At 69.3% G+C, this 18,139-nt stretch carries 16 protein-coding genes; 8 read left to right on the forward strand and 8 right to left on the reverse strand.

Annotated elements, in window-relative coordinates; genetic code table 11:
- Positions 1–28 precede the first annotated feature (28 nt).
- Complete coding sequence (locus tag Q4V64_RS38800) at positions 29–853, forward strand: GNAT family N-acetyltransferase (protein ID WP_124438749.1); 825 nt, start codon at positions 29–31, stop codon at positions 851–853.
- 332 nt (positions 854–1,185) lie between these two features.
- The gene (locus Q4V64_RS38805) at positions 1,186–3,168 is read left to right on the forward strand and encodes an ATP-dependent DNA helicase (protein WP_124438748.1); all 1,983 of its coding nucleotides are present in this window, start codon (positions 1,186–1,188) and stop codon (positions 3,166–3,168) included.
- Positions 3,169–3,320: 152 nt separating this feature from the next.
- Here the strand turns inward: Q4V64_RS38805 and lexA are convergent, their stop codons facing one another.
- Positions 3,321–4,100: a transcriptional repressor LexA gene (gene lexA / locus Q4V64_RS38810; protein WP_095750780.1), complete on the reverse strand. Its 780-nt coding sequence runs from the start codon at positions 4,098–4,100 to the stop codon at positions 3,321–3,323.
- Between the two features lie 564 nt (positions 4,101–4,664).
- Between lexA and nrdR the strand changes: the two genes are divergently transcribed.
- Positions 4,665–5,222, forward strand: a complete 558-nt coding sequence (gene nrdR / locus Q4V64_RS38815; protein ID WP_124438747.1) for a transcriptional regulator NrdR — start codon at positions 4,665–4,667, stop codon at positions 5,220–5,222.
- Positions 5,223–5,385: 163 nt separating this feature from the next.
- Positions 5,386–8,265 (forward strand): vitamin B12-dependent ribonucleotide reductase, encoded by a 2,880-nt coding sequence (locus tag Q4V64_RS38820; protein ID WP_124438746.1) that lies wholly within the window; start codon positions 5,386–5,388, stop codon positions 8,263–8,265.
- Positions 8,266–8,420: 155 nt separating this feature from the next.
- Here Q4V64_RS38820 and Q4V64_RS38825 read toward each other — a convergent pair whose 3' ends face one another.
- Positions 8,421–8,954, reverse strand: a complete 534-nt coding sequence (locus tag Q4V64_RS38825; RefSeq protein ID WP_124438745.1) for a TerD family protein — start codon at positions 8,952–8,954, stop codon at positions 8,421–8,423.
- A 149-nt stretch (positions 8,955–9,103) separates the two neighbouring features.
- Here Q4V64_RS38825 and Q4V64_RS38830 point away from each other — a divergent pair, with 149 nt between their 5' ends.
- From Q4V64_RS38830 to Q4V64_RS38840, 3 genes are all read left to right on the forward strand, one after another.
- Positions 9,104–9,709, forward strand: coding sequence for a YdbC family protein (locus tag Q4V64_RS38830; RefSeq protein ID WP_124438744.1), 606 nt, complete (start codon positions 9,104–9,106; stop codon positions 9,707–9,709).
- 151 nt (positions 9,710–9,860) lie between these two features.
- Complete coding sequence (locus Q4V64_RS38835) at positions 9,861–10,520, forward strand: histidine phosphatase family protein (protein WP_124438743.1); 660 nt, start codon at positions 9,861–9,863, stop codon at positions 10,518–10,520.
- A 12-nt stretch (positions 10,521–10,532) separates the two neighbouring features.
- Positions 10,533–11,438, forward strand: coding sequence for an ADP-ribosylglycohydrolase family protein (locus Q4V64_RS38840; RefSeq protein WP_124438742.1), 906 nt, complete (start codon positions 10,533–10,535; stop codon positions 11,436–11,438).
- A 69-nt stretch (positions 11,439–11,507) separates the two neighbouring features.
- On the opposite strand, the gene Q4V64_RS38845 is transcribed toward Q4V64_RS38840, so the two are convergent.
- Positions 11,508–12,041 (reverse strand): TerD family protein, encoded by a 534-nt coding sequence (locus Q4V64_RS38845; protein WP_124438741.1) that lies wholly within the window; start codon positions 12,039–12,041, stop codon positions 11,508–11,510.
- Between the two features lie 258 nt (positions 12,042–12,299).
- Between Q4V64_RS38845 and Q4V64_RS38850 the strand changes: the two genes are divergently transcribed.
- The gene (locus Q4V64_RS38850; protein ID WP_124438740.1) at positions 12,300–13,550 is read left to right on the forward strand and encodes an acyltransferase; all 1,251 of its coding nucleotides are present in this window, start codon (positions 12,300–12,302) and stop codon (positions 13,548–13,550) included.
- Between the two features lie 18 nt (positions 13,551–13,568).
- Here Q4V64_RS38850 and Q4V64_RS38855 read toward each other — a convergent pair whose 3' ends face one another.
- The 5 genes from Q4V64_RS38855 to Q4V64_RS38875 form a co-directional block, all read right to left on the reverse strand.
- Complete coding sequence (locus Q4V64_RS38855) at positions 13,569–13,832, reverse strand: GlsB/YeaQ/YmgE family stress response membrane protein (RefSeq protein ID WP_124438739.1); 264 nt, start codon at positions 13,830–13,832, stop codon at positions 13,569–13,571.
- Positions 13,833–14,022: 190 nt separating this feature from the next.
- Positions 14,023–15,084 carry an adenosine deaminase gene (gene add, locus Q4V64_RS38860; RefSeq protein ID WP_124438738.1) on the reverse strand — a complete coding sequence of 354 codons (1,062 nt, stop codon included), beginning with the start codon at positions 15,082–15,084 and terminating at the stop codon, positions 14,023–14,025.
- 157 nt (positions 15,085–15,241) lie between these two features.
- Complete coding sequence (locus Q4V64_RS38865) at positions 15,242–15,433, reverse strand: hypothetical protein (RefSeq protein WP_124438737.1); 192 nt, start codon at positions 15,431–15,433, stop codon at positions 15,242–15,244.
- A gap of 50 nt (positions 15,434–15,483) precedes the next feature.
- Positions 15,484–15,948: a hypothetical protein gene (locus tag Q4V64_RS38870; protein ID WP_172629094.1), complete on the reverse strand. Its 465-nt coding sequence runs from the start codon at positions 15,946–15,948 to the stop codon at positions 15,484–15,486.
- 358 nt (positions 15,949–16,306) lie between these two features.
- Positions 16,307–17,536 carry a SpoIIE family protein phosphatase gene (locus tag Q4V64_RS38875; RefSeq protein WP_124438736.1) on the reverse strand — a complete coding sequence of 410 codons (1,230 nt, stop codon included), beginning with the start codon at positions 17,534–17,536 and terminating at the stop codon, positions 16,307–16,309.
- Positions 17,537–18,139 lie beyond the last annotated feature (603 nt).

Below are 18,139 nucleotides of genomic sequence, written 5' to 3' on the forward strand. Positions count from 1 at the left end.
CACCCCACCTCCGGAGAGGAGCCTCGCCGTGCCTCCCGCCGACGCGAGTGCCAGCACAGGTACCGCCCCCGTCGCAGACATCGGTACAGCCCCGAGCCCCGGCACCGGTCAGAGCCGCACTGCCACCCGCCTCGGTTCGGACCAGGACAGCGAGAACACCCTGGACCTCCGCCTCCCCGACGAACTCCTCGCGCTCATCGAGAAGGAGCGGATCGACTCTCTCTCGGCAGGGGCCCGAGACGGCGGCATGGCAGCGCACGCCTTCGGCCCCTCCCCGGCCGACGACCTGCTCGACCGCGTCGCCGACTGGGGGCCGACCGCCACCCCCGTGGGCGTGTTCCACCTCGTCCCCGTCCGCGGCGAGCGGGATCTACCGCTCGTCAATCGTTGGATGAACGACCCCGCCGTCGCAGCCTTCTGGGACCTGGCCGGACCCCGGTCCGTCACGGAGGACCACCTGCGGTCGCAACTCAGCGACGACGGACGCAGCGTTCCGTGCCTAGGGGTGCTGGGGGGCACGCCCATGAGCTATTGGGAGATCTACCGGGCGGACCTCGATCCGCTGGCCCGCCGTTACCCCGCTCGACCGCACGACACCGGTATCCATCTCCTCATCGGAGATCTCGCCGACCGCGGGCGAGGGCTCGGCAGCGCTTTGCTGAGAGCCGTCGCCGATCTCGTGCTCGACAAGCGGTCTTCCTGTGCCCGCGTCGTCGCGGAACCCGACCTTCGCAACATCCCCTCCATCGCCGCCTTCCTGAGCGCCGGATTCCGCTTCTCCGCCGAGATCGACCTGCCCGCCAAGCGGGCCGCCCTCATGGTTCGGGACCGGCCCCTGCGCCCTCTGTTGTGACGCCACGTCGCGGCGTCATCACTTTTGGTACACCGCTCGAGCCGATCCGGTTCCCGCTCGCCCCAAAAGTTTTTTCAAGCCGAGTCGGCCCGGCCGTGACCGAGCCCGACCACTGCCGAAACCGAGCCGGCGCCAGACACGACCGAGCCGGCATCGGCCGGAGCCGAAGCGATTCCGGCCCGCAACCGAGCCGCCTCGAACCCGAACGCGCCCATCCAGCCCTCGACCGAACCCGTCCGACCCTCACCCGAGGAGCACCCGGTCTTGATCCAGCCCCTCGCCCCCGCCTTGATCGCCCGTTTGTCAGTGCCGGGTCGTAGGGTGGTCGCGCTATGACGAAGCCCTCACTCCCCGAACTCCTGCATGCTGCCGTCACTGCCGTCGGCGGCACGGAGCGCCCTGGCCAGGTGACCATGGCCCAAGCCGTCGCGGACGCGATCGACGACGGCTCCCACCTGCTGGTCCAGGCCGGCACCGGCACCGGAAAGTCGCTCGGCTACCTGGTGCCCGCGCTCGCGCACGGGGAGCGCGTCGTCGTGGCGACCGCCACGCTCGCCCTCCAGCGCCAGCTCGTGGAGCGGGACCTGCCGCGCACGGTCGACGCGCTGCATCCGCTGCTGCGCCGCCGCCCGGAGTTCGCGATGCTCAAGGGCAGGTCGAACTACCTGTGCCTGCACCGCCTCAATGAGGGCGTCCCGCAGGACGAGGAAGAGGGGCTCTTCGACCAGTTCGAGGCGGCCGCCCCCACCAGCAAACTGGGCCAGGACCTGCTGCGGTTGCGCGACTGGGCGGACGAGACCGAGACCGGCGACCGCGACAATCTCACGCCGGGCGTGTCCGACCGCGCCTGGGCCCAGGTGTCGGTCTCGTCGCGGGAGTGCCTGGGCGCCTCGAAGTGCGCTTATGGCGCCGAGTGCTTCGCCGAGATGTCCCGCGAGCGCGCCAAGCTCTCCGAGGTCGTGGTCACCAACCACGCACTGCTCGCCATCGACGCCATCGAGGGAGCCCCCGTCCTCCCGCAGCACGAGGTGCTGATCGTCGACGAGGCGCACGAGCTGGTCTCCCGCGTGACCGGAGTCGCCACGGGCGAGCTCACCCCGGGCCAGGTCAATCGCGCGGTGCGCCGCGCCGCCAAGCTCGTCAACGAGAAGGCCGCCGACCAGCTCCAGACCGCCGCCGAGGGCTTCGAGCGGCTGATGGAACTGGCCCTGCCCGGCCGTCTCGAGGAGATCCCGGAGGACCTCGGCTACGCGCTCATGGCCCTGCGCGACGCCTGCCGTACGGTCATCTCCGCCATCGGCGCGACCCGCGACAAGTCCGTCCAGGACGAGGACGCGGTCCGCAAGCAGGCGCTGGCCTCCGTGGAAAGCGTGCACGACGTGGCGGAGCGGATCACGAACGGCTCCGAGTGGGACGTCGTCTGGTACGAGCGGCACGACCGTTTCGGCGCCTCCCTGCGTGTCGCGCCCATGTCCGTCTCGGGCCTGCTGAGGGAGAAGCTCTTCGCGGACCGCTCGGTGGTCCTGACGTCCGCGACGCTGAAACTCGGCGGCGACTTCAACGGCGTCGGTGCCTCACTGGGCCTCGCCCCCGAAGGCACGGAGGGCGACGACGTTCCTCAGTGGAAGGGCATCGACGTCGGCTCGCCCTTCGACTACCGCAAGCAGGGCATCCTGTACGTCGCCAAGCACCTGTCGCGACCCGCGCGGGACGGCGACCGGGCCGACATGCTGGACGAACTCACCGAGCTGATCCAGGCGGCCGGCGGCCGCACCCTGGGCCTGTTCTCCTCGATGCGGGCCGCTCAGCTGGCCGCGGAGGAGCTGCGCTCCCGGATCCCCGAGTTCCCGATCCTGCTCCAGGGCGAGGAGACCCTCGGCGAACTGATCAAGAACTTCGCGGCCGACCCCGGGACGTGCCTCTTCGGCACGCTGTCGCTCTGGCAGGGCGTCGACGTCCCCGGCCCGAGCTGTCAGCTGGTCGTCATGGACAAGATCCCGTTCCCGCGGCCGGACGACCCGCTGATGAGCGCCCGCCAGAAGGCGGTGGAAGATGCCGGCGGCAACGGCTTCATGGCGGTGGCCGCCACACACGCGGCCCTGCTCATGGCCCAGGGCGCCGGCCGCCTCGTACGGGCTTCGGGAGACCGTGGTGTGGTCGCCGTACTGGACCAGCGACTCGCCACGGCCCGATACGGAAGCTATCTGAAGGCGTCACTGCCCGACTTCTGGTACACCACGGACCGTGACCAGGTTCGGAAGTCGCTGGCCGCGATCGATGCGGCGGCGAAGCAGTCAGAGCAGACAGAGGCGTGAAAAAGCGCGTTGCCCTGACCGGCACCGGTCAGGGCAACGTTCGCTTCAGGGACGCCTGATGGTGTCCCGTACAGCACAGGACCCCGGAACCGGCGCAGGGGTTCCGGGGCCCGGTCAGGGGACGGGGCCGTCCGGCCCGCCCGCCGCAGCCGTCACACGCGCCGCAGCACCGCCACCACCTTGCCGAGGATGGTCGCGTCGTCGCCGGGGATCGGCTCGTACGCCGCGTTGTGCGGGAGCAGCCAGACGTGGCCGTCCTCGCGCTTGAAGCGCTTGACGGTGGCCTCGCCGTCGAGCATCGCGGCGACGATGTCGCCGTTCTCGGCGACCGGCTGGCGGCGGACGGTGACCCAGTCGCCGTCGCAGATCGCGGCCTCGATCATGGAGTCACCCACGACCTTGAGGACGAACAGCTCACCGTCACCCACCAGCTGGCGGGGGAGCGGGAAGACGTCCTCGACGGACTCCTCCGCGAGGATCGGGCCACCGGCGGCGATGCGGCCGACCAGCGGGACGTACGACGCGGCGGGCTTGCCCGCGGTGTCCGTGGGCTGCGCCGAGGCGGCCTGGTCGGAACCGCGGACCTCGTAGGCGCGCGGGCGATGCGGGTCGCGGCGCAGGAAGCCCTTGCGCTCCAGTGCCATCAGTTGGTGTGCGACCGATGAGGTGCTGGAAAGGCCGACCGCCTGGCCGATCTCCCGCATCGACGGCGGGTAGCCACGCCGCTGCACGGAGTCCCTGATCACCTCGATCACCCGGCGCTGCCTGTCGGTGAGCCCGGAGCTGTCCGCGCGAATGCCTGGAGGTCGGCCCGGCAGGGAACGCTTGTGTCCCTCGGGGTTGGTGGCTTCGTTCATCGCATGCACCGGCTCGAATCGGCCCTGGGAGCGGTCCTGGGCAGTGATGGTGGCACTGTCTGCGGTGGTGGTCACGTCGGCCCCTCTCGATGGTCTCCCTGCTGGACAACGGTAGTTGCTTTCGAAAGGTTGCGCCAAACACACGTTCGAGTGAAAAAACGCGAATCGCCTGACTTGATCATGTGTCTGGGTGTATGGCTGACGCGATACCTGGCGGACAAAGGGGCCCATCGTTGTACTCTTCACCGCCGGGGTGGCGACCTCGTGGGTTGCCGCCCCAGTTTGCCATTCGCCATCCCGTCAACCGGGAACCGGCCCCCATCTGTGCGGGAACCCCACGCGCCCTCCCTGTGGCGCTCACGGTATCTCCGCATGTGCCGTGGCGATACAGCTGTGCACTTCCATGTGGCGGTGGCGACACCTGTCGTGCGGCACATGCCAATGCAGGCGCGACGCGCGCGCAAGGTGTGTATGTATGAGCCAATCCCCACATCTAGTGGTTGGATTGCAGCAGTAGCCCAGAAGTTGTGGTCCCCCGGGTCTTCGGGCCCTCGGCGATCGCCTATGCTTGGGGCTGCTTCATGGGGCCCAAGAGGTCTGTGAGGCTATTGAGTCTGCTGTGAGGAGGGTTGGGAGTTCATGCACTGCCCCTTCTGCAGGCACCCCGACAGCCGCGTCGTCGACAGTCGTACGACCGACGACGGCACGTCGATCCGCAGGCGCCGCCAGTGCCCTGACTGCTCCCGTCGTTTCACGACCGTGGAGACGTGCTCGCTCATGGTGGTCAAGCGGTCCGGAGTCACCGAGCCGTTCAGCCGTACCAAGGTCATCAACGGCGTGCGCAAGGCATGCCAGGGGCGGCCTGTCACCGAGGACGCGCTCGCCCAGCTCGGCCAACGGGTCGAGGAGGCGGTGCGGGCCACCGGAAGCGCCGAGCTGACCACCCACGACGTGGGGCTGGCCATACTCGGCCCGTTGCAGGAGCTCGATCTCGTCGCCTATCTGCGATTCGCCTCCGTCTACCGGGCGTTCGACTCGCCCGAGGACTTCGAGGCCGCCATCGCGGAACTCAGGGAGACGGGACCCCCCGCCGCGGACGACGAGGACCGCGACGGCGCTGTCGCGGGGAGCCAGGAAGACGACGGCGGGTCCGGAGGGACTGCTCAGGTCCCTGAGCCCGCACGCACCGCCGACTGACCGGCGGGCGGGACCGGGGCCCCGGGCTCCGGATCCGGCCGGGTGGCGGCGAGGAGAAGACCTGTTGCGGGCAGGAGCGAGGGTGCCCGCAACACCAGACAGAACACCGTGCCACGGAACATCGGGGCACTTCAGGGCGTTTTAGCCCGTACAGGGAGGCGGCATGACAGAGACGGCGAGCGGTCCGGCACGGAGTTCCCGCGCCAAGGGCACCAAGGCGGCCAAGGGTCTGCGTATCGAGCGGATCCACACCACCCCCGGTGTGCACCCGTACGACGAGGTGGCCTGGGAGCGCCGTGACGTCGTCATGACCAACTGGCGCGACGGCTCGGTCAATTTCGAGCAGCGTGGCGTCGAGTTCCCCGACTTCTGGTCGGTGAACGCGGTCAACATCGTCACCAGCAAGTACTTCCGCGGTGCCGTCGGCACCCCGCAGCGCGAGACCAGCCTCAAGCAGCTGATCGACCGCATCGTGAAGACGTACCGGAAGGCCGGCGAGGACCACAAGTACTTCGCTTCGCCCGCGGACGCCGAGATCTTCGAGCATGAGCTGGCGTACGCCCTCCTGCACCAGATCTTCAGCTTCAACAGCCCCGTCTGGTTCAACGTCGGTACGGCCCAGCCGCAGCAGGTCTCGGCCTGCTTCATCCTGTCCGTCGACGACTCCATGGAGTCGATCCTCGACTGGTACAAGGAAGAGGGCATGATCTTCAAGGGCGGCTCAGGCGCCGGCCTGAACCTCTCCCGCATCCGTTCCTCCAAGGAACTCCTCTCCTCCGGTGGCAACGCCTCCGGCCCGGTCTCCTTCATGCGCGGTGCCGACGCCTCCGCAGGAACGATCAAGTCCGGTGGCGCCACCCGCCGCGCCGCCAAGATGGTCATCCTCGACGTCGACCACCCCGACATCGAGGACTTCATCGAGACCAAGGTGAAGGAAGAGGAGAAGATCCGCGCGCTGCGCGACGCGGGCTTCGACATGGACCTGGGCGGCGACGACATCGCGTCCGTCCAGTACCAGAACGCCAACAACTCGGTCCGTGTGAACGACGAGTTCATGAAGGCGGTCGAGAAGGGCGGCAAGTTCGGCCTCCGCGCGCGGATGACCGGCGAGGTCATCGAAGAGGTGGACGCCAAGACCCTCTTCCGCAAGATGGCCGAGGCAGCCTGGGCCTGCGCCGACCCCGGCATCCAGTACGACGACACCATCAACCACTGGCACACCTGCCCGGAGTCCGGCCGTATCAACGGCTCGAACCCCTGCAGCGAGTACATGCACCTGGACAACACGTCCTGCAACCTCGCCTCGCTGAACCTGATGAAGTTCCTGAAGGACGACGGCCTGGGCAACCAGTCCTTCGAGGTCGAGCGCTTCGCGAAGGTCGTCGAGCTCGTCATCACCGCGATGGACATCTCCATCTGCTTCGCGGACTTCCCGACCCAGAAGATCGGCGAGAACACGCGCGCGTTCCGCCAGCTCGGCATCGGCTACGCCAACCTCGGCGCCCTGCTGATGGCGACCGGCCACGCGTACGACTCCGACGGCGGCCGCGGCCTCGCCGGCGCCATCACCTCCCTGATGACCGGCACGTCGTACCGGCGCTCCGCCGAACTCGCCGCGGTGGTCGGCCCGTACGACGGTTACGCCCGCAACGCCCAGCCGCACCTGCGCGTCATGAAGCAGCACTCCGACGCCAACGGCAAGGCCGTCCGCGTGGACGATCTGGACACGCCGGTCTGGGCCGCCGCCACGGAGGCCTGGCAGGACGTGCTGCGCCTCGGCGAGAAGAACGGTTTCCGTAACTCCCAGGCGTCCGTCATCGCCCCGACCGGCACCATCGGTCTCGCGATGTCCTGCGACACCACCGGCCTCGAGCCCGACCTCGCCCTGGTCAAGTTCAAGAAGCTGGTCGGCGGCGGCTCGATGCAGATCGTCAACGGCACCGTCCCGCAGGCCCTGCGTCGCCTGGGTTACCAGGAGGAGCAGATCGAGGCGATCGTCGCCCACATCGCCGACCACGGCAATGTGATCGACGCTCCGGGCCTCAAGCCCGAGCACTACGAGGTGTTCGACTGCGCCATGGGCGAGCGCTCCATCTCCGCGATGGGACACGTCCGCATGATGGCCGCGATCCAGCCGTGGATCTCCGGCGCGCTCTCCAAGACGGTCAACCTGCCGGAGTCGGCGACCGTCGAGGACGTCGAAGAGGTCTACTTCGAGGCGTGGAAGATGGGCGTCAAGGCGCTCGCGATCTACCGCGACAACTGCAAGGTCGGCCAGCCCCTCTCCGCCAAGACCAAGGAGAAGGAGAAGGCCGAGGAGCCCGTCGCGGAGACCAAGGTCGAGAAGGTCGTCGAGTACCGCCCGGTCCGCAAGCGCCTCCCCAAGGGCCGTCCCGGCATCACGACGTCCTTCACCGTGGGCGGCGCCGAGGGCTACATGACCGCCAACTCCTACCCGGACGACGGGCTGGGCGAGGTCTTCCTGAAGATGTCCAAGCAGGGCTCGACCCTCGCGGGCATGATGGACGCCTTCTCCATCGCGGTCTCCGTGGGCCTGCAGTACGGCGTGCCGCTGGAGACGTACGTCTCGAAGTTCACGAACATGCGCTTCGAGCCGGCCGGTATGACGGACGACCCGGACCTGCGGATGGCGCAGTCGATCGTCGACTACATCTTCCGCCGCCTGGCGCTCGACTTCCTGCCCTTCGAGACCCGTTCCGCCCTCGGCATCCACTCCGCCGAAGAGCGCCAGCGGCACCTGGAGACGGGTTCGTACGAGCCCTCGGACGACGAGGTCGACGTCGAGGGTCTGGCCCAGTCGGCGCCGCGCGCCCAGGAGCTGAAGGCCGTCGTCACGCCGAAGGCCGAGGTGGAGGCGGCCAAGTCCGCGCCGCAGGAGGCCCACACCAGCGCCGAGCTGGTGGAGATGCAGCTGGGCATCCAGGCCGACGCCCCGCTCTGCTTCTCCTGCGGTACGAAGATGCAGCGGGCCGGCTCCTGCTACATCTGCGAAGGTTGCGGCTCGACCAGCGGCTGCAGCTGACACCGGGTCGGGGGCGTCACCGCTCGACAGACAGTCCCTGAATCAGTCCCCGAAGAGGAGGGGCGTCGGCCACGCGCCGACGCCCCTCATCGCCGTATTGAACTCACCGTTTTGAACTCGCCGTATTGAACGCACTCAGGCCCGGTTGAACGCACTCAGGCCGGGCGCGTGCGGCCCATGATCGCCGTGAAGGACGTGGGGTCGTCCTCGAAGCCGTGGATGCCGGGGTGGAAGTCCCAGGTGCCGGACCCCTCCCGGACGAACTCCGCGACCGTCGCCGCCGTCGCTCCGAGCACGCCGCCGAAATTGTCCTCGGCGAGGTCGGTGTAGCCCTCTCGGATGCGCAGGGCCGGGTTGAGCACACTGACGAAGGTGCGGTGTCCGGGGCGCTGCTGGATGACGACACCGACCACCACGCGCGCGTAGCGGACATCGAGCCGGTCGAGCTCCACCGTCAGGACCTCGTCCCAGCCGAAGCCCAAGCCGTCCTTGCTGTCGCGGTTGAGGTAGATGGTGCCGTCGGGGGAGCGGCTGTCGAAGTGCACCACATAGGCGGGATCCCCATACGGATCGCTCGCCAGGTAGGTCGCGGCCACTATGTCCAGATCCGTGGGTGGCTGCCCCGCCGGACTCGGGTCCCACTTGAGGGCGATCTCGACCTTGCGGATCCCCTTGCTGAGGCCGTTCACCAGACTTCCCCTTCCCCCTGTGTCGCCGACCCGAACTGCCGGGCAGGCACGGCAGATTGCCCATCCTCCCACGCGCCCGGGCGAGCTTGCGGGCGGGCTCTCCGTGCGAGCGTGACCTGCGCCACGCCCCGTGGCCTTACGATGGCGCGGTGCTGGTCAAGTGGATTCGCTGCACCGTGGTGGACCGCCGCGGGTTCGAGCGGGGGCAGCGAAAGTGGGCGGGGCTTCTGGGGGAGCCGGGGTTTCGGGGACAGGGCGGGGGCTGGAGCCGGGGGCGGCAAGGTGTGGCGCACATCTTCGCCTTCTGGGAGAGCCGTGCCTTCTACGACTCCTTCATGGCCCGCTCCCACGACCGGCTGGCGGCGGCCCAGTCCGGCACCTTCAAGGACATCCAGGTCAAGCTGTTCGACTACCGCTTCGATGTGAAGACCGGCTTCGAACCGCGGTTCACGGACGCCGACCTGGTGCGGGTCGCTCACTGCCGTGTCCATGAGGAGCGGGCCGAGCATTACATGCTGATGCAGGAGAAGGTCTGGAATCCCGCGATGGCCGGCTCACCCGGCATGATCCGCGGGCTGTTCGGCGAGGCGCCGGGAAACGAGTTCCTCGTGCTTTCCATGTGGCGGTCGGCCGCCGAACACGGCAAGTACCGCGCCGAACGCGTGGAGCGGCTCGCCCTGCGAGCCCAGACGGAAGCGGACGTCGCGTCCCTCACCGGCGACATCGTGGAGCTGGAACCGTCCTGGACGGTTTGAAATCCGGACCTTGATCCGTGCACGACGGTTCCCGATCCGGACCGTTGATCGCGCGCCCTGGTGTGGTCCATCGCGCGGGAAGTGTGTGACCTACGCTGTATACAGCCCGTACGACTGCTCGATGGGGCCTCACTCGATCTAGGGTCTTGGCATGGCACGACCACGGCGCATCGTCCTTGTCCGACACGGCGAGTCAACGGGCAATGTTGATGACACCGTGTACGAGCGCGAACCCGACCACTCACTGGCCTTGACCGAGCGCGGTTGGCGGCAGGCCGAGGAGACGGGCAAACGGCTGCGCGAGGTGTTCGGCCGCGAGCGGGTCAGCGTGTACGTCTCCCCGTACCGCCGCACACACGAGACGCTGCGCGCCTTCCATCTGGACCCGGAGCTCATACGGGTGCGCGAGGAGCCCCGGCTGCGCGAGCAGGACTGGGGAAACTGGCAGGACTGTGACGACGTTCGCCTCCAGAAGGCCTACCGGGACGCGTACGGTCACTTCTTCTACCGCTTCGCCCAGGGCGAGTCCGGTGCCGACGTGTACGACAGGGTCGGCGGCTTCCTGGAGAGCCTGTACCGCAGCTTCGAGGCACCCGACCACCCGCCGAACGTGCTGCTGGTGACCCATGGCCTGGCCATGCGCCTGTTCTGCATGCGCTGGTTCCACTGGACGGTCGCGGAGTTCGAGTCGCTGTCGAACCCGGGGAACGCGGAGATGCGGATGCTCGTTCTCGGGGACGACGGCAAGTACGTGATGGACCGGCCCTTCGACCGCTGGCGGGATCCGGATCCGTACGGGATCACTGGATAGGGTGGCATGGCGATGACCGCTGACTCCTCTCCCGGCCTGCGCCTGGAGCGTGCCCTGGCCAGCCTGCGCGGACTGGCGGTGGGGGACGCGCTGGGCTCGCAGTTCTTCGTGCCGGTGAACTACCCGCTGTTGAAGAGCCGCGAGCTGCCGCCCGGCCCTTGGCAGTGGACGGACGACACGGAGATGGCCTGTTCCGTGGTCGCCGTCCTGGTCGCCCACCACCGCGTCGACCAGGACGCGCTGGCCCGCTCCTTCGCCGAGCACCACGACTTCGACCGGGGCTACGGCCCCGCCGTCAACCGTCTGCTGCGGCTGATCCGGGAAGGCGGAGACTGGCGCGAGCTCGCCGCCGCGCTCTTCAACGGCCAGGGGTCGTGGGGCAACGGCGCCGCGATGCGGATCGCACCGCTCGGCGCCTGGTACGCGGACGACCCGGAGCAGGCGACCCACCAGGCGGAGATCTCGGCCTACCCGACGCACCAGCACCGTGAGGCGGTGGTCGGCGCCATGGCCGTCGCCGCGGCCGCCTCGCTGGCCGCGGCGCCCGGTGGACCGCCAAGTCCGGAGGCGCTCCTCGACGGCGTCATCGCACTCGTCCCGAAGAGCGCCGTCGGCGCGGGACTGCGGCGAGCCCGGGACATGCTCGACTACGCCGATGCCGGCACCGTCGCAGCCGTGCTGGGCTGCGGCCGGCGTACGACGGCCCACGACACCGTGCCCTTCGCGCTCTGGTCGGCCGCCAGAGCTCTGGGGGACTACGAGCAGGCGTTCTGGACGACCGCACAGGTCGGCGGCGACGTGGACACGACCTGCGCCATCGTGGGCGGGGTGATCGCCTCCGGGAAGGCGGGGACGCCTCCGGCCGAGTGGGCGGGACGGACCGAGGCGTTGCCGGAGTGGGCTCCGGACTCCATGTGACCTGACTGATCACACCGCACCACAACTGCACCACGGGGATCGGCCGTACGTCTGTGTGCCGCTGACTGGTCAGGGCTTCGGGGTGGCGCCCATCTCGGCGGTGAAGACCACGGGGTCGCTGTCGAACCCTCGGATCATTTCGTGAAACTCCCACGCCGCGGAGGAATCCCGGGTGAACTCCGCGACGGTCGTGGCGGTGCATCCGGCGACCTGCGTGAAGTCGTCCTTCAGCAGCTCTTTGTACCCCTCGACCACAAGCACTCCGGCGTTCGACAGGTCACCGAAGGTCTTGGGACCGCTGTTCTGGTGGATCGCCACGCCCACGACCACCCGTGCGAAGGAGGTCGCGAGGCGCTCGAGCTCCAGAGTCATCACTTCGACATAGCCGAAACCCTGACCGGTCTGGCTGTGCCGGCTCATGTTGATGGTGCCGTCCGGTGAGCGGCTGTCGAAGTGGACGACGTACACCGGCCGTCCATAGGGGGCGTCCGCCGAGTAGGTCGCGGCGATGATGTCGAGATGATGAGGTGGCTCATTCCAGGGACTCGGGTCCCACTTGAGCCGCACCTCGGCCTTCCCCACTCCCTGGCTGCCGCTGCTCACCGGATAACCGCCTCTCCGCTGGAAAACCACCACGGGATGATCCCCCGCATGGGCAAGTATGGCTCTCGGTCGTCGTGTTGAAGCCTTGTGCGGCTGGCTCCTTTGGCGGGCCGGTGCGTTCGGTGCACTGGCGGACCTGGCACGCCTACCCGCAGGACTTTGCTCCTGCCATTCTTCGGCGGCCGGAAAGTGGCGCTGAATCTGTGGGGAACATGAGAATTTGTGTGATCTCTGGGGCGCTGGGAAGACGCCGCCGTTATGAGTACCCCCCACACGAGCACGGTCTACGAGGCCACGGAGCAGCAGAGCCTGGGCGTGCGAGCGGCGCCGCCGCTCGTCCCCTCCTCGGCGGAACGCCGCAGAGGCGGCGGGCGGGGCTTCTCGTCGGCGCTGCGTGGTGGGCGGGTGGCGGGGCTGGACGGATTGCGGACGGTCGCCGTGGCGTTGGTGATCGTGTACCACCTGGAGCCGGACCTGGTGCCCGGAGGCTCGGTGGCCGTGGACGTCTTCTTCACGCTCAGCGGCTTCGTCATCACCCGGCTGCTGGTCGCCGAGTACGCCCGTACCGGTCGTATCGGCCTGCGGTCGTTCTACCGGCGGCGGTGGTTGCGGCTGGTACCGGCCATGCTGGTGATGTGCGCGGTCACCGCCTTGCTGTCCGTGGCGCTCCCGCTGTCACTGTTCGAGGGGGCGTGGGCGGCGGCGGCGCTGGCCGCGGCCTCGGTGGTCAACCTGGTACGGGCTGGGGAGTCCGGGCCGTACTCGGATCTCACCGCGCCACTGAGCCACACCTGGTCTCTGGGCGTGGAGGAGCAGTTCTATCTGGCCTGGCCGCTCCTGCTGCTCGTACTGCTACGGCACGCGACCGCGCGGACGGTACTGGGCTGGATCGCCGCGCTGTGTGTCCTGCCGGTGCTCTGGCGGATGGTGCTCTGGGACCCCACGGCGGCGCACCGCATCTACAACGGCCCCGACACCCGCGCCGATCAACTCCTCGTCGGGGCTCTGCTGGCCGTCGTCCTGGCCCGACTGCGCGCCGACGACCCCCGGCTGGCGCTGCTGCGCCGATGGGCGGGACGGCTGTGCTGGCCCGCGCTCGCGCTGCTGGGGCTGATCGCCTGGCAGATCCCGATCACCGAAGCGAGCGGGTGGATCCCCGTGTGGTACACGGTCGGTTTCCTGGCCGCCGCCGTTCTGTCGGCCACGGTGGTGGCGGCGCTGGATTTGTGCCCGCGGTCGTGGCCGTCCCGTCTGCTGTCGGTGTCCGCGCTGGCATGGGTCGGACGCAACCTCAGCTACGGGATGTACCTGTGGCACTACCCCGTCATACGGCTGCTCTCCGACCTCGGCGTGGACGGCGGCATGCTGCTCCCCGCCGGCGTCGTGGCGACGGTCGCGGCGGCCCTCGCCTCGTACGCCCTCGTCGAACGGCCTTTGCTGCGACGCGACCGGTTCCGGGTGCGCCGGCTGGAGCCCGTTGCCGCCGCAACGCGTTCACCAGCTCTGTGACCAGCGCCTTCAGCAAGGTCAGCGGCGCAGCTTCACCTTGTTGACCGCGGCGACGCCGAAGGCCGCGAGGGCTATCTGGATGATCCACTCGACCCAGTCGACGCCCTCTGTGTCGGCGACGTCGAGGCCGGCGGCGATGCCGGTTCCGATGAAGGCGGCGACGATACCGATCCCGATCGTCCACAGGATGCCGATGCGTTGGCGGCCGGGGACGACGAGCCGGCCGAGGACACCGATCACGATGCCGATGACGATCGCGCTGATGACGCCTGAGATCTCCATGAGCGGTATGCCACCCCTCAGTCCGTTGGTGAGATACGAGTGCCCGTTAGAGAAGGCGCCACTCCGCTCTGCTACGTCCGCTCGGCGCCGTCCGCTCCGCGACGAGTTCCGTGTTGCACAGGCCTTGGGCGAGCAGGCGCGCGACGTCGAGTTCGCGTGGGGTGAGAGTGGTCAGTGTGGCTGAGGGTGGTCAGTTGAGGGCGGGGGCCCGTCGGTTGGGGGTGGGGGCCGGTCGGTTCGACGTGGTCGGGGGTGTCGTTGCTGGGTCAGCGGTGTCCAGCCAGTCGCCGATGAGCGTGACCGCATCCTTCACCGTTGCGCGCGGGGCGCCAGAGGATTCGACCGAGGTGCGGGCTATCGCGGCGATTTCGGAGTCGGTGAGGGCGAAGGCCGTACGGGCTGTTTCGTACTCCTCCAGCAGGCCGGGGCCGAACAGGAGGGGGTCGTCGGCGTTGAGGGTGCACCGGACGCCGGCTCGCAGCAGAAGCGGGAGGGGATGGACGGACAGGGATCCAACGACGCCGAGGGCGACGTTGGAGGTGGGGCAGACGTCGAGGACCACGCCTTGCGCGGCCAGGCGGGCGACGAGAGCCGGATCCTCGACCGCCCGTACGCCGTGGGCGATCCGTCGCGCGCCGAGCACGTCGAGCGCGGCGCGCACGCCGGCCGGACCGGCGAGTTCCCCTGCGTGCGGGGCGGAAATCAGCCCGGCATCACGGGCGATGGCGAATGCCTCGGCGAACGGCTCGGGGGCATATCGGGCCTCGTCCCCGGCCAGGCCGAAGGAGACCACCCCGTTGCCTGCCCGCCGGGCCGCGAGATGGGCGGCCTCGACGGCCTCCGAAGGGTCCGCGTTACGGCGGGCGAACACCAGGACGCCGAAGCCGACGCCCAGCCGGGCACCGGTACGGCGGCCCTCGTCGATCACCGCGTCCAGCAGGTCGAGCGCGGCGTCGGGATCGGCCTCGTAGGTCAGGGGGTTCACGTGCGGCTCGATCCACACCGCTCCGTCCGCGGAGGCGTCCTCGACCACTTCGCGCACCAGCCGCAGAAGGTTCTCCCGCGGGCCGTCGCGCACCAGCCGTGCAGCGACGCGATACAGGGGCATGAAGTCCTCGAACGTCGTGAAGCCGCTCGAGTCCGGCGGTTGTTCGCCCCGCTCGCCCGCCAGTTCCGCGAGCGTGGCGGGGCGCATCGCGCCTTCGAGATGGAGATGGAGATGGGCCTTCGGTAGATGCGCCAGGCTTCGCATGGTGCATCACTCTATGGCTGACCCCGTGACGGTCGGTTGGAGATGCGCCGATCGCAATGTGGCTGAGGTGAGGGGGACTTGCCCGTGCGGGAGTCGCCGATCCGGCAGGCGGGAGGGATCAGGCACGCGGCTCGCGAAGGCGGCGGTGTCGGCTCTGTCAGCCGAGTCGGCCGGCGATGGCCAGCACCACCACGGCGGCAACCGTTGCCGTCGAGCAGATGACCATCACGGTCCTGCTCCATCCGCCGTCGCGCGTGACGGCGGCATCCGGGGCATCGCGCTCGGGCGGGAGCCAGGGGGCCCGGAGCAGGGCCGGTGTCGGCACAGCGTTGTCACCGCGAGGATCCATGCCGTGTCAACGTGTGATCAAGGATTACGGCAACAGCAGTACCGCCGCCATCACCCGCTCAGCCCAAGCACCGACTTCCCCGCAGCGCGCTTCAGCGTCAGCTCCAGGACCTCGGGCTGGTTCAAGGTACCGGTACCGTCCGGGGAGATCAGCCAGCGCAGCGAGCCCCGGCGACGCTGCGGCGCCGGAGCTGTGATCCACGCGTCCTCGCCCGCGCAGCGCAGACCGGTGCAGACGCACCGGGATGCCGTGCCCGGGGGCACGAAGAAGCCCACCTGATACCGCCGGGCATCCCACAAGACGGGCCCGGGCCTCAGCAGCGGCAGGTCATCCAGGATGCCGGCGACACGCAGCCCCAGCTCCTGCGGAACGATCACGACATCCCACAGACGACCTGCGGGAAGCAGCGTGACGCCCCTGATGCCGAGCCGCCACTCACGCTTGCGGGCCCGGGGATCCTCCGAAGCAGCGGCGAGCCACTCGGAGGCATTTGACCGCATCCACATCAGCGCCATCGCACCTTCCCTTCCGCAGCCGTTCACCGCGGCCACTTGCCGGCACCGCGGGACGGGATGGGCGCACCCCGGCGCTTCACGGTCAGCACAGCACCGCTCCGTTCACGCCCCAGTGCAACGCGCGCGGCACCAGGGGGCCATACGGCGGACAGGCAGTTCGCTACATAGAGTGAGCGCGGCGCGCGTTCAGGGGCAGATCCGTGCACGAGGGCGCCCCTCTGTGCTTCCTGGCCCCCCGGCTGACTGGTCCCAACCGCTGGGCTCCTTCCGGACTTCACACCCGAGAATGCGGTGGCTGTGACCTGGGATACCGCCCATGGCTGCCCCTGTGCCGGCTCATGCTGTGAGGCGTAGCGGGTTACAGGCGCAGGACGATCAGGGCGGTGTCGTCGGTGTTGGCGGTGGGTGGGAGGAGGTCGGCGAGGAGGGCGTCGGCCAGGGACTCGGGGTCGGTGTGCTGGTGGTGGGTGAGGGCGTGGGCGAGGCGGGCCAGGCCGGTGTCGATGTCCTCGTGACGGCGTTCGATCAGCCCGTCGGTGTACAGGACCAGGGTGGCGCCTTCGACGAAGGACGTGCTGGCCTGCGGACGGGAGACACGTTCGAGGCGGGCGCCGAGTGGCGGGTCGGTGGCCTGGTCGAGGAACGTCACGGAGCCGTCGGGGTGGAGGAGGGCGGGCGGTGGGTGGCCGGCGCTGCTGTAGGTGATGGTGTGGCCGTCCCAGTTGATGAAGGTGGTCACCGCGGTGGTCGACTCGGCGCCCTCGACGAAGCGGGCGTACAGGCCTAGGACATCCAGGGCGCGGGCAGGGCTCTCGGCGACGCGGCAGGCAGCGCTCAGCGCGCTGCGCAACTGGCCCATGGCGCAGGCGGCGGCGAGGCCGTGGCCGACAACGTCGCCCACGGCGACCGCCATACCCCCGCCGGGCAGGTCGGCCAGGTCGTACCAGTCGCCGCACACGTTCAGGGCGGCGGTGGCGGGCCGGTAGCGCACCGCCGCCCGGTGGTGCCCGACCGGGCTGGGGGCGGGCAGCATGGCCGCCTGCAGGGCCAGGGCGACCTCGCGTTCCCGGGCGTGGGCCTGGCGCAGGCGTTCGTTGACCCCCTGCAGTTCACGTGAGCGGGTGTAGAGCTCGGCCTCCAGCACGCGGGCGCGATCGTCGTCGACCGGGGCGCCGCGGGCGCGGATGAGGTCGGTGACCTCCTCCACCCGGTGCACGATCAGCACCACCTGCCCGTCCGGGCCGAGGACGGGTGCGTTGACCGGGCTCCAGAAGTGCTCCTCCCAGTGGCCGGGCCGCTCGGGATCCTCGATGTCGTAGCGGAGCAGCGCCATCGTGTCGCGCTCGCCGGTGGCCACCACGCGGAGCATCGACGCTTGGGTCTCCCGCATGCCGGCCGCGGCCGGATCGTTGGGGTTCTCGGGGAAGACGTCGAAGATGTAGCGGCCCAGCAGCTGCTCGCGGGTGCGCCCGGCCAGCCGCAGGAAGTCGTCGTTGGCGTCGGCGTACACCAGGTCAGGGGTGAGCAGCGCCACCATGCCGGGTAGGGCCCGGAAGACCGCCGCATAGTCGATCTGCGGTTCCCTCATGTGAGTGCCTGCCTCGGCGCCGTACGTCACTGTGCCGTTCCACGATAGGAGCGAACACGCCACGAGGCCCGGGCACTGCTCCCTACGGGGCCCGCCGCCCCACACCGCCGACATGAGCCGCGAGACCGACTACAAGCATCAGCATGTGTCGGTACCCACGGACTGCTGCATTCCGTGCTCGCGGTCGGCCAGGGTGCCGACGGCTACCACATCGCTACATGCCGCCCTTTCCACGGTCGTCCTCGACTTGTCCGCTGCTGACCTGTCCGGCCTTGAGCACCACGAGGCGCTGGGACTCGGATGGTGTTCGGCCACGGAAGCGGACGCATGGGGGGAGTGGCAGCTACGGCGCTCGCTGCCGGGACCGGCGGCGGAGGCCGGACTCGGCGAGGTGCGGCGGGTGCATCACGAGCGCCGGCACGCGTTGGTGCTGGTGGTCGCGAACTCGGTCTCGACTGGGCGATCATGCTGTTCCCCATCGAGGCCTTCTCCGCTCCGTACCGTCCAGGTAGGTATGGCGATGCGGGAGGGGTCCCCTATGGGCGTCCGTACGTTGTGCGGATGCGACCCAGGTATCCGCGTAAACCGCCACCCAGGTACCCG

The sequence above is a fragment of the Streptomyces sp. NL15-2K genome (genome assembly GCF_030551255.1).
Taxonomy (GTDB): Bacteria; Actinomycetota; Actinomycetes; order Streptomycetales; family Streptomycetaceae; genus Streptomyces.

Coding starts and splice junctions, on each gene's coding strand:
- Q4V64_RS38875 (WP_124438736.1), bottom strand. CDS start 17,536: ATGAGGGAACCGCAGATCGACTATGCGGCGGTCTTCCGGGCCCTACCC.
- add (WP_124438738.1), bottom strand. CDS start 15,084: ATGCGAAGCCTGGCGCATCTACCGAAGGCCCATCTCCATCTCCATCTC.
- Q4V64_RS38870 (WP_172629094.1), bottom strand. CDS start 15,948: ATGGCGCTGATGTGGATGCGGTCAAATGCCTCCGAGTGGCTCGCCGCT.
- Q4V64_RS38840 (WP_124438742.1), top strand. CDS start 10,533: ATGACCGCTGACTCCTCTCCCGGCCTGCGCCTGGAGCGTGCCCTGGCC.
- Q4V64_RS38855 (WP_124438739.1), bottom strand. CDS start 13,832: ATGGAGATCTCAGGCGTCATCAGCGCGATCGTCATCGGCATCGTGATC.
- Q4V64_RS38850 (WP_124438740.1), top strand. CDS start 12,300: ATGAGTACCCCCCACACGAGCACGGTCTACGAGGCCACGGAGCAGCAG.
- Q4V64_RS38805 (WP_124438748.1), top strand. CDS start 1,186: ATGACGAAGCCCTCACTCCCCGAACTCCTGCATGCTGCCGTCACTGCC.
- Q4V64_RS38835 (WP_124438743.1), top strand. CDS start 9,861: ATGGCACGACCACGGCGCATCGTCCTTGTCCGACACGGCGAGTCAACG.
- Q4V64_RS38865 (WP_124438737.1), bottom strand. CDS start 15,433: ATGGATCCTCGCGGTGACAACGCTGTGCCGACACCGGCCCTGCTCCGG.
- nrdR (WP_124438747.1), top strand. CDS start 4,665: ATGCACTGCCCCTTCTGCAGGCACCCCGACAGCCGCGTCGTCGACAGT.
- Q4V64_RS38820 (WP_124438746.1), top strand. CDS start 5,386: ATGACAGAGACGGCGAGCGGTCCGGCACGGAGTTCCCGCGCCAAGGGC.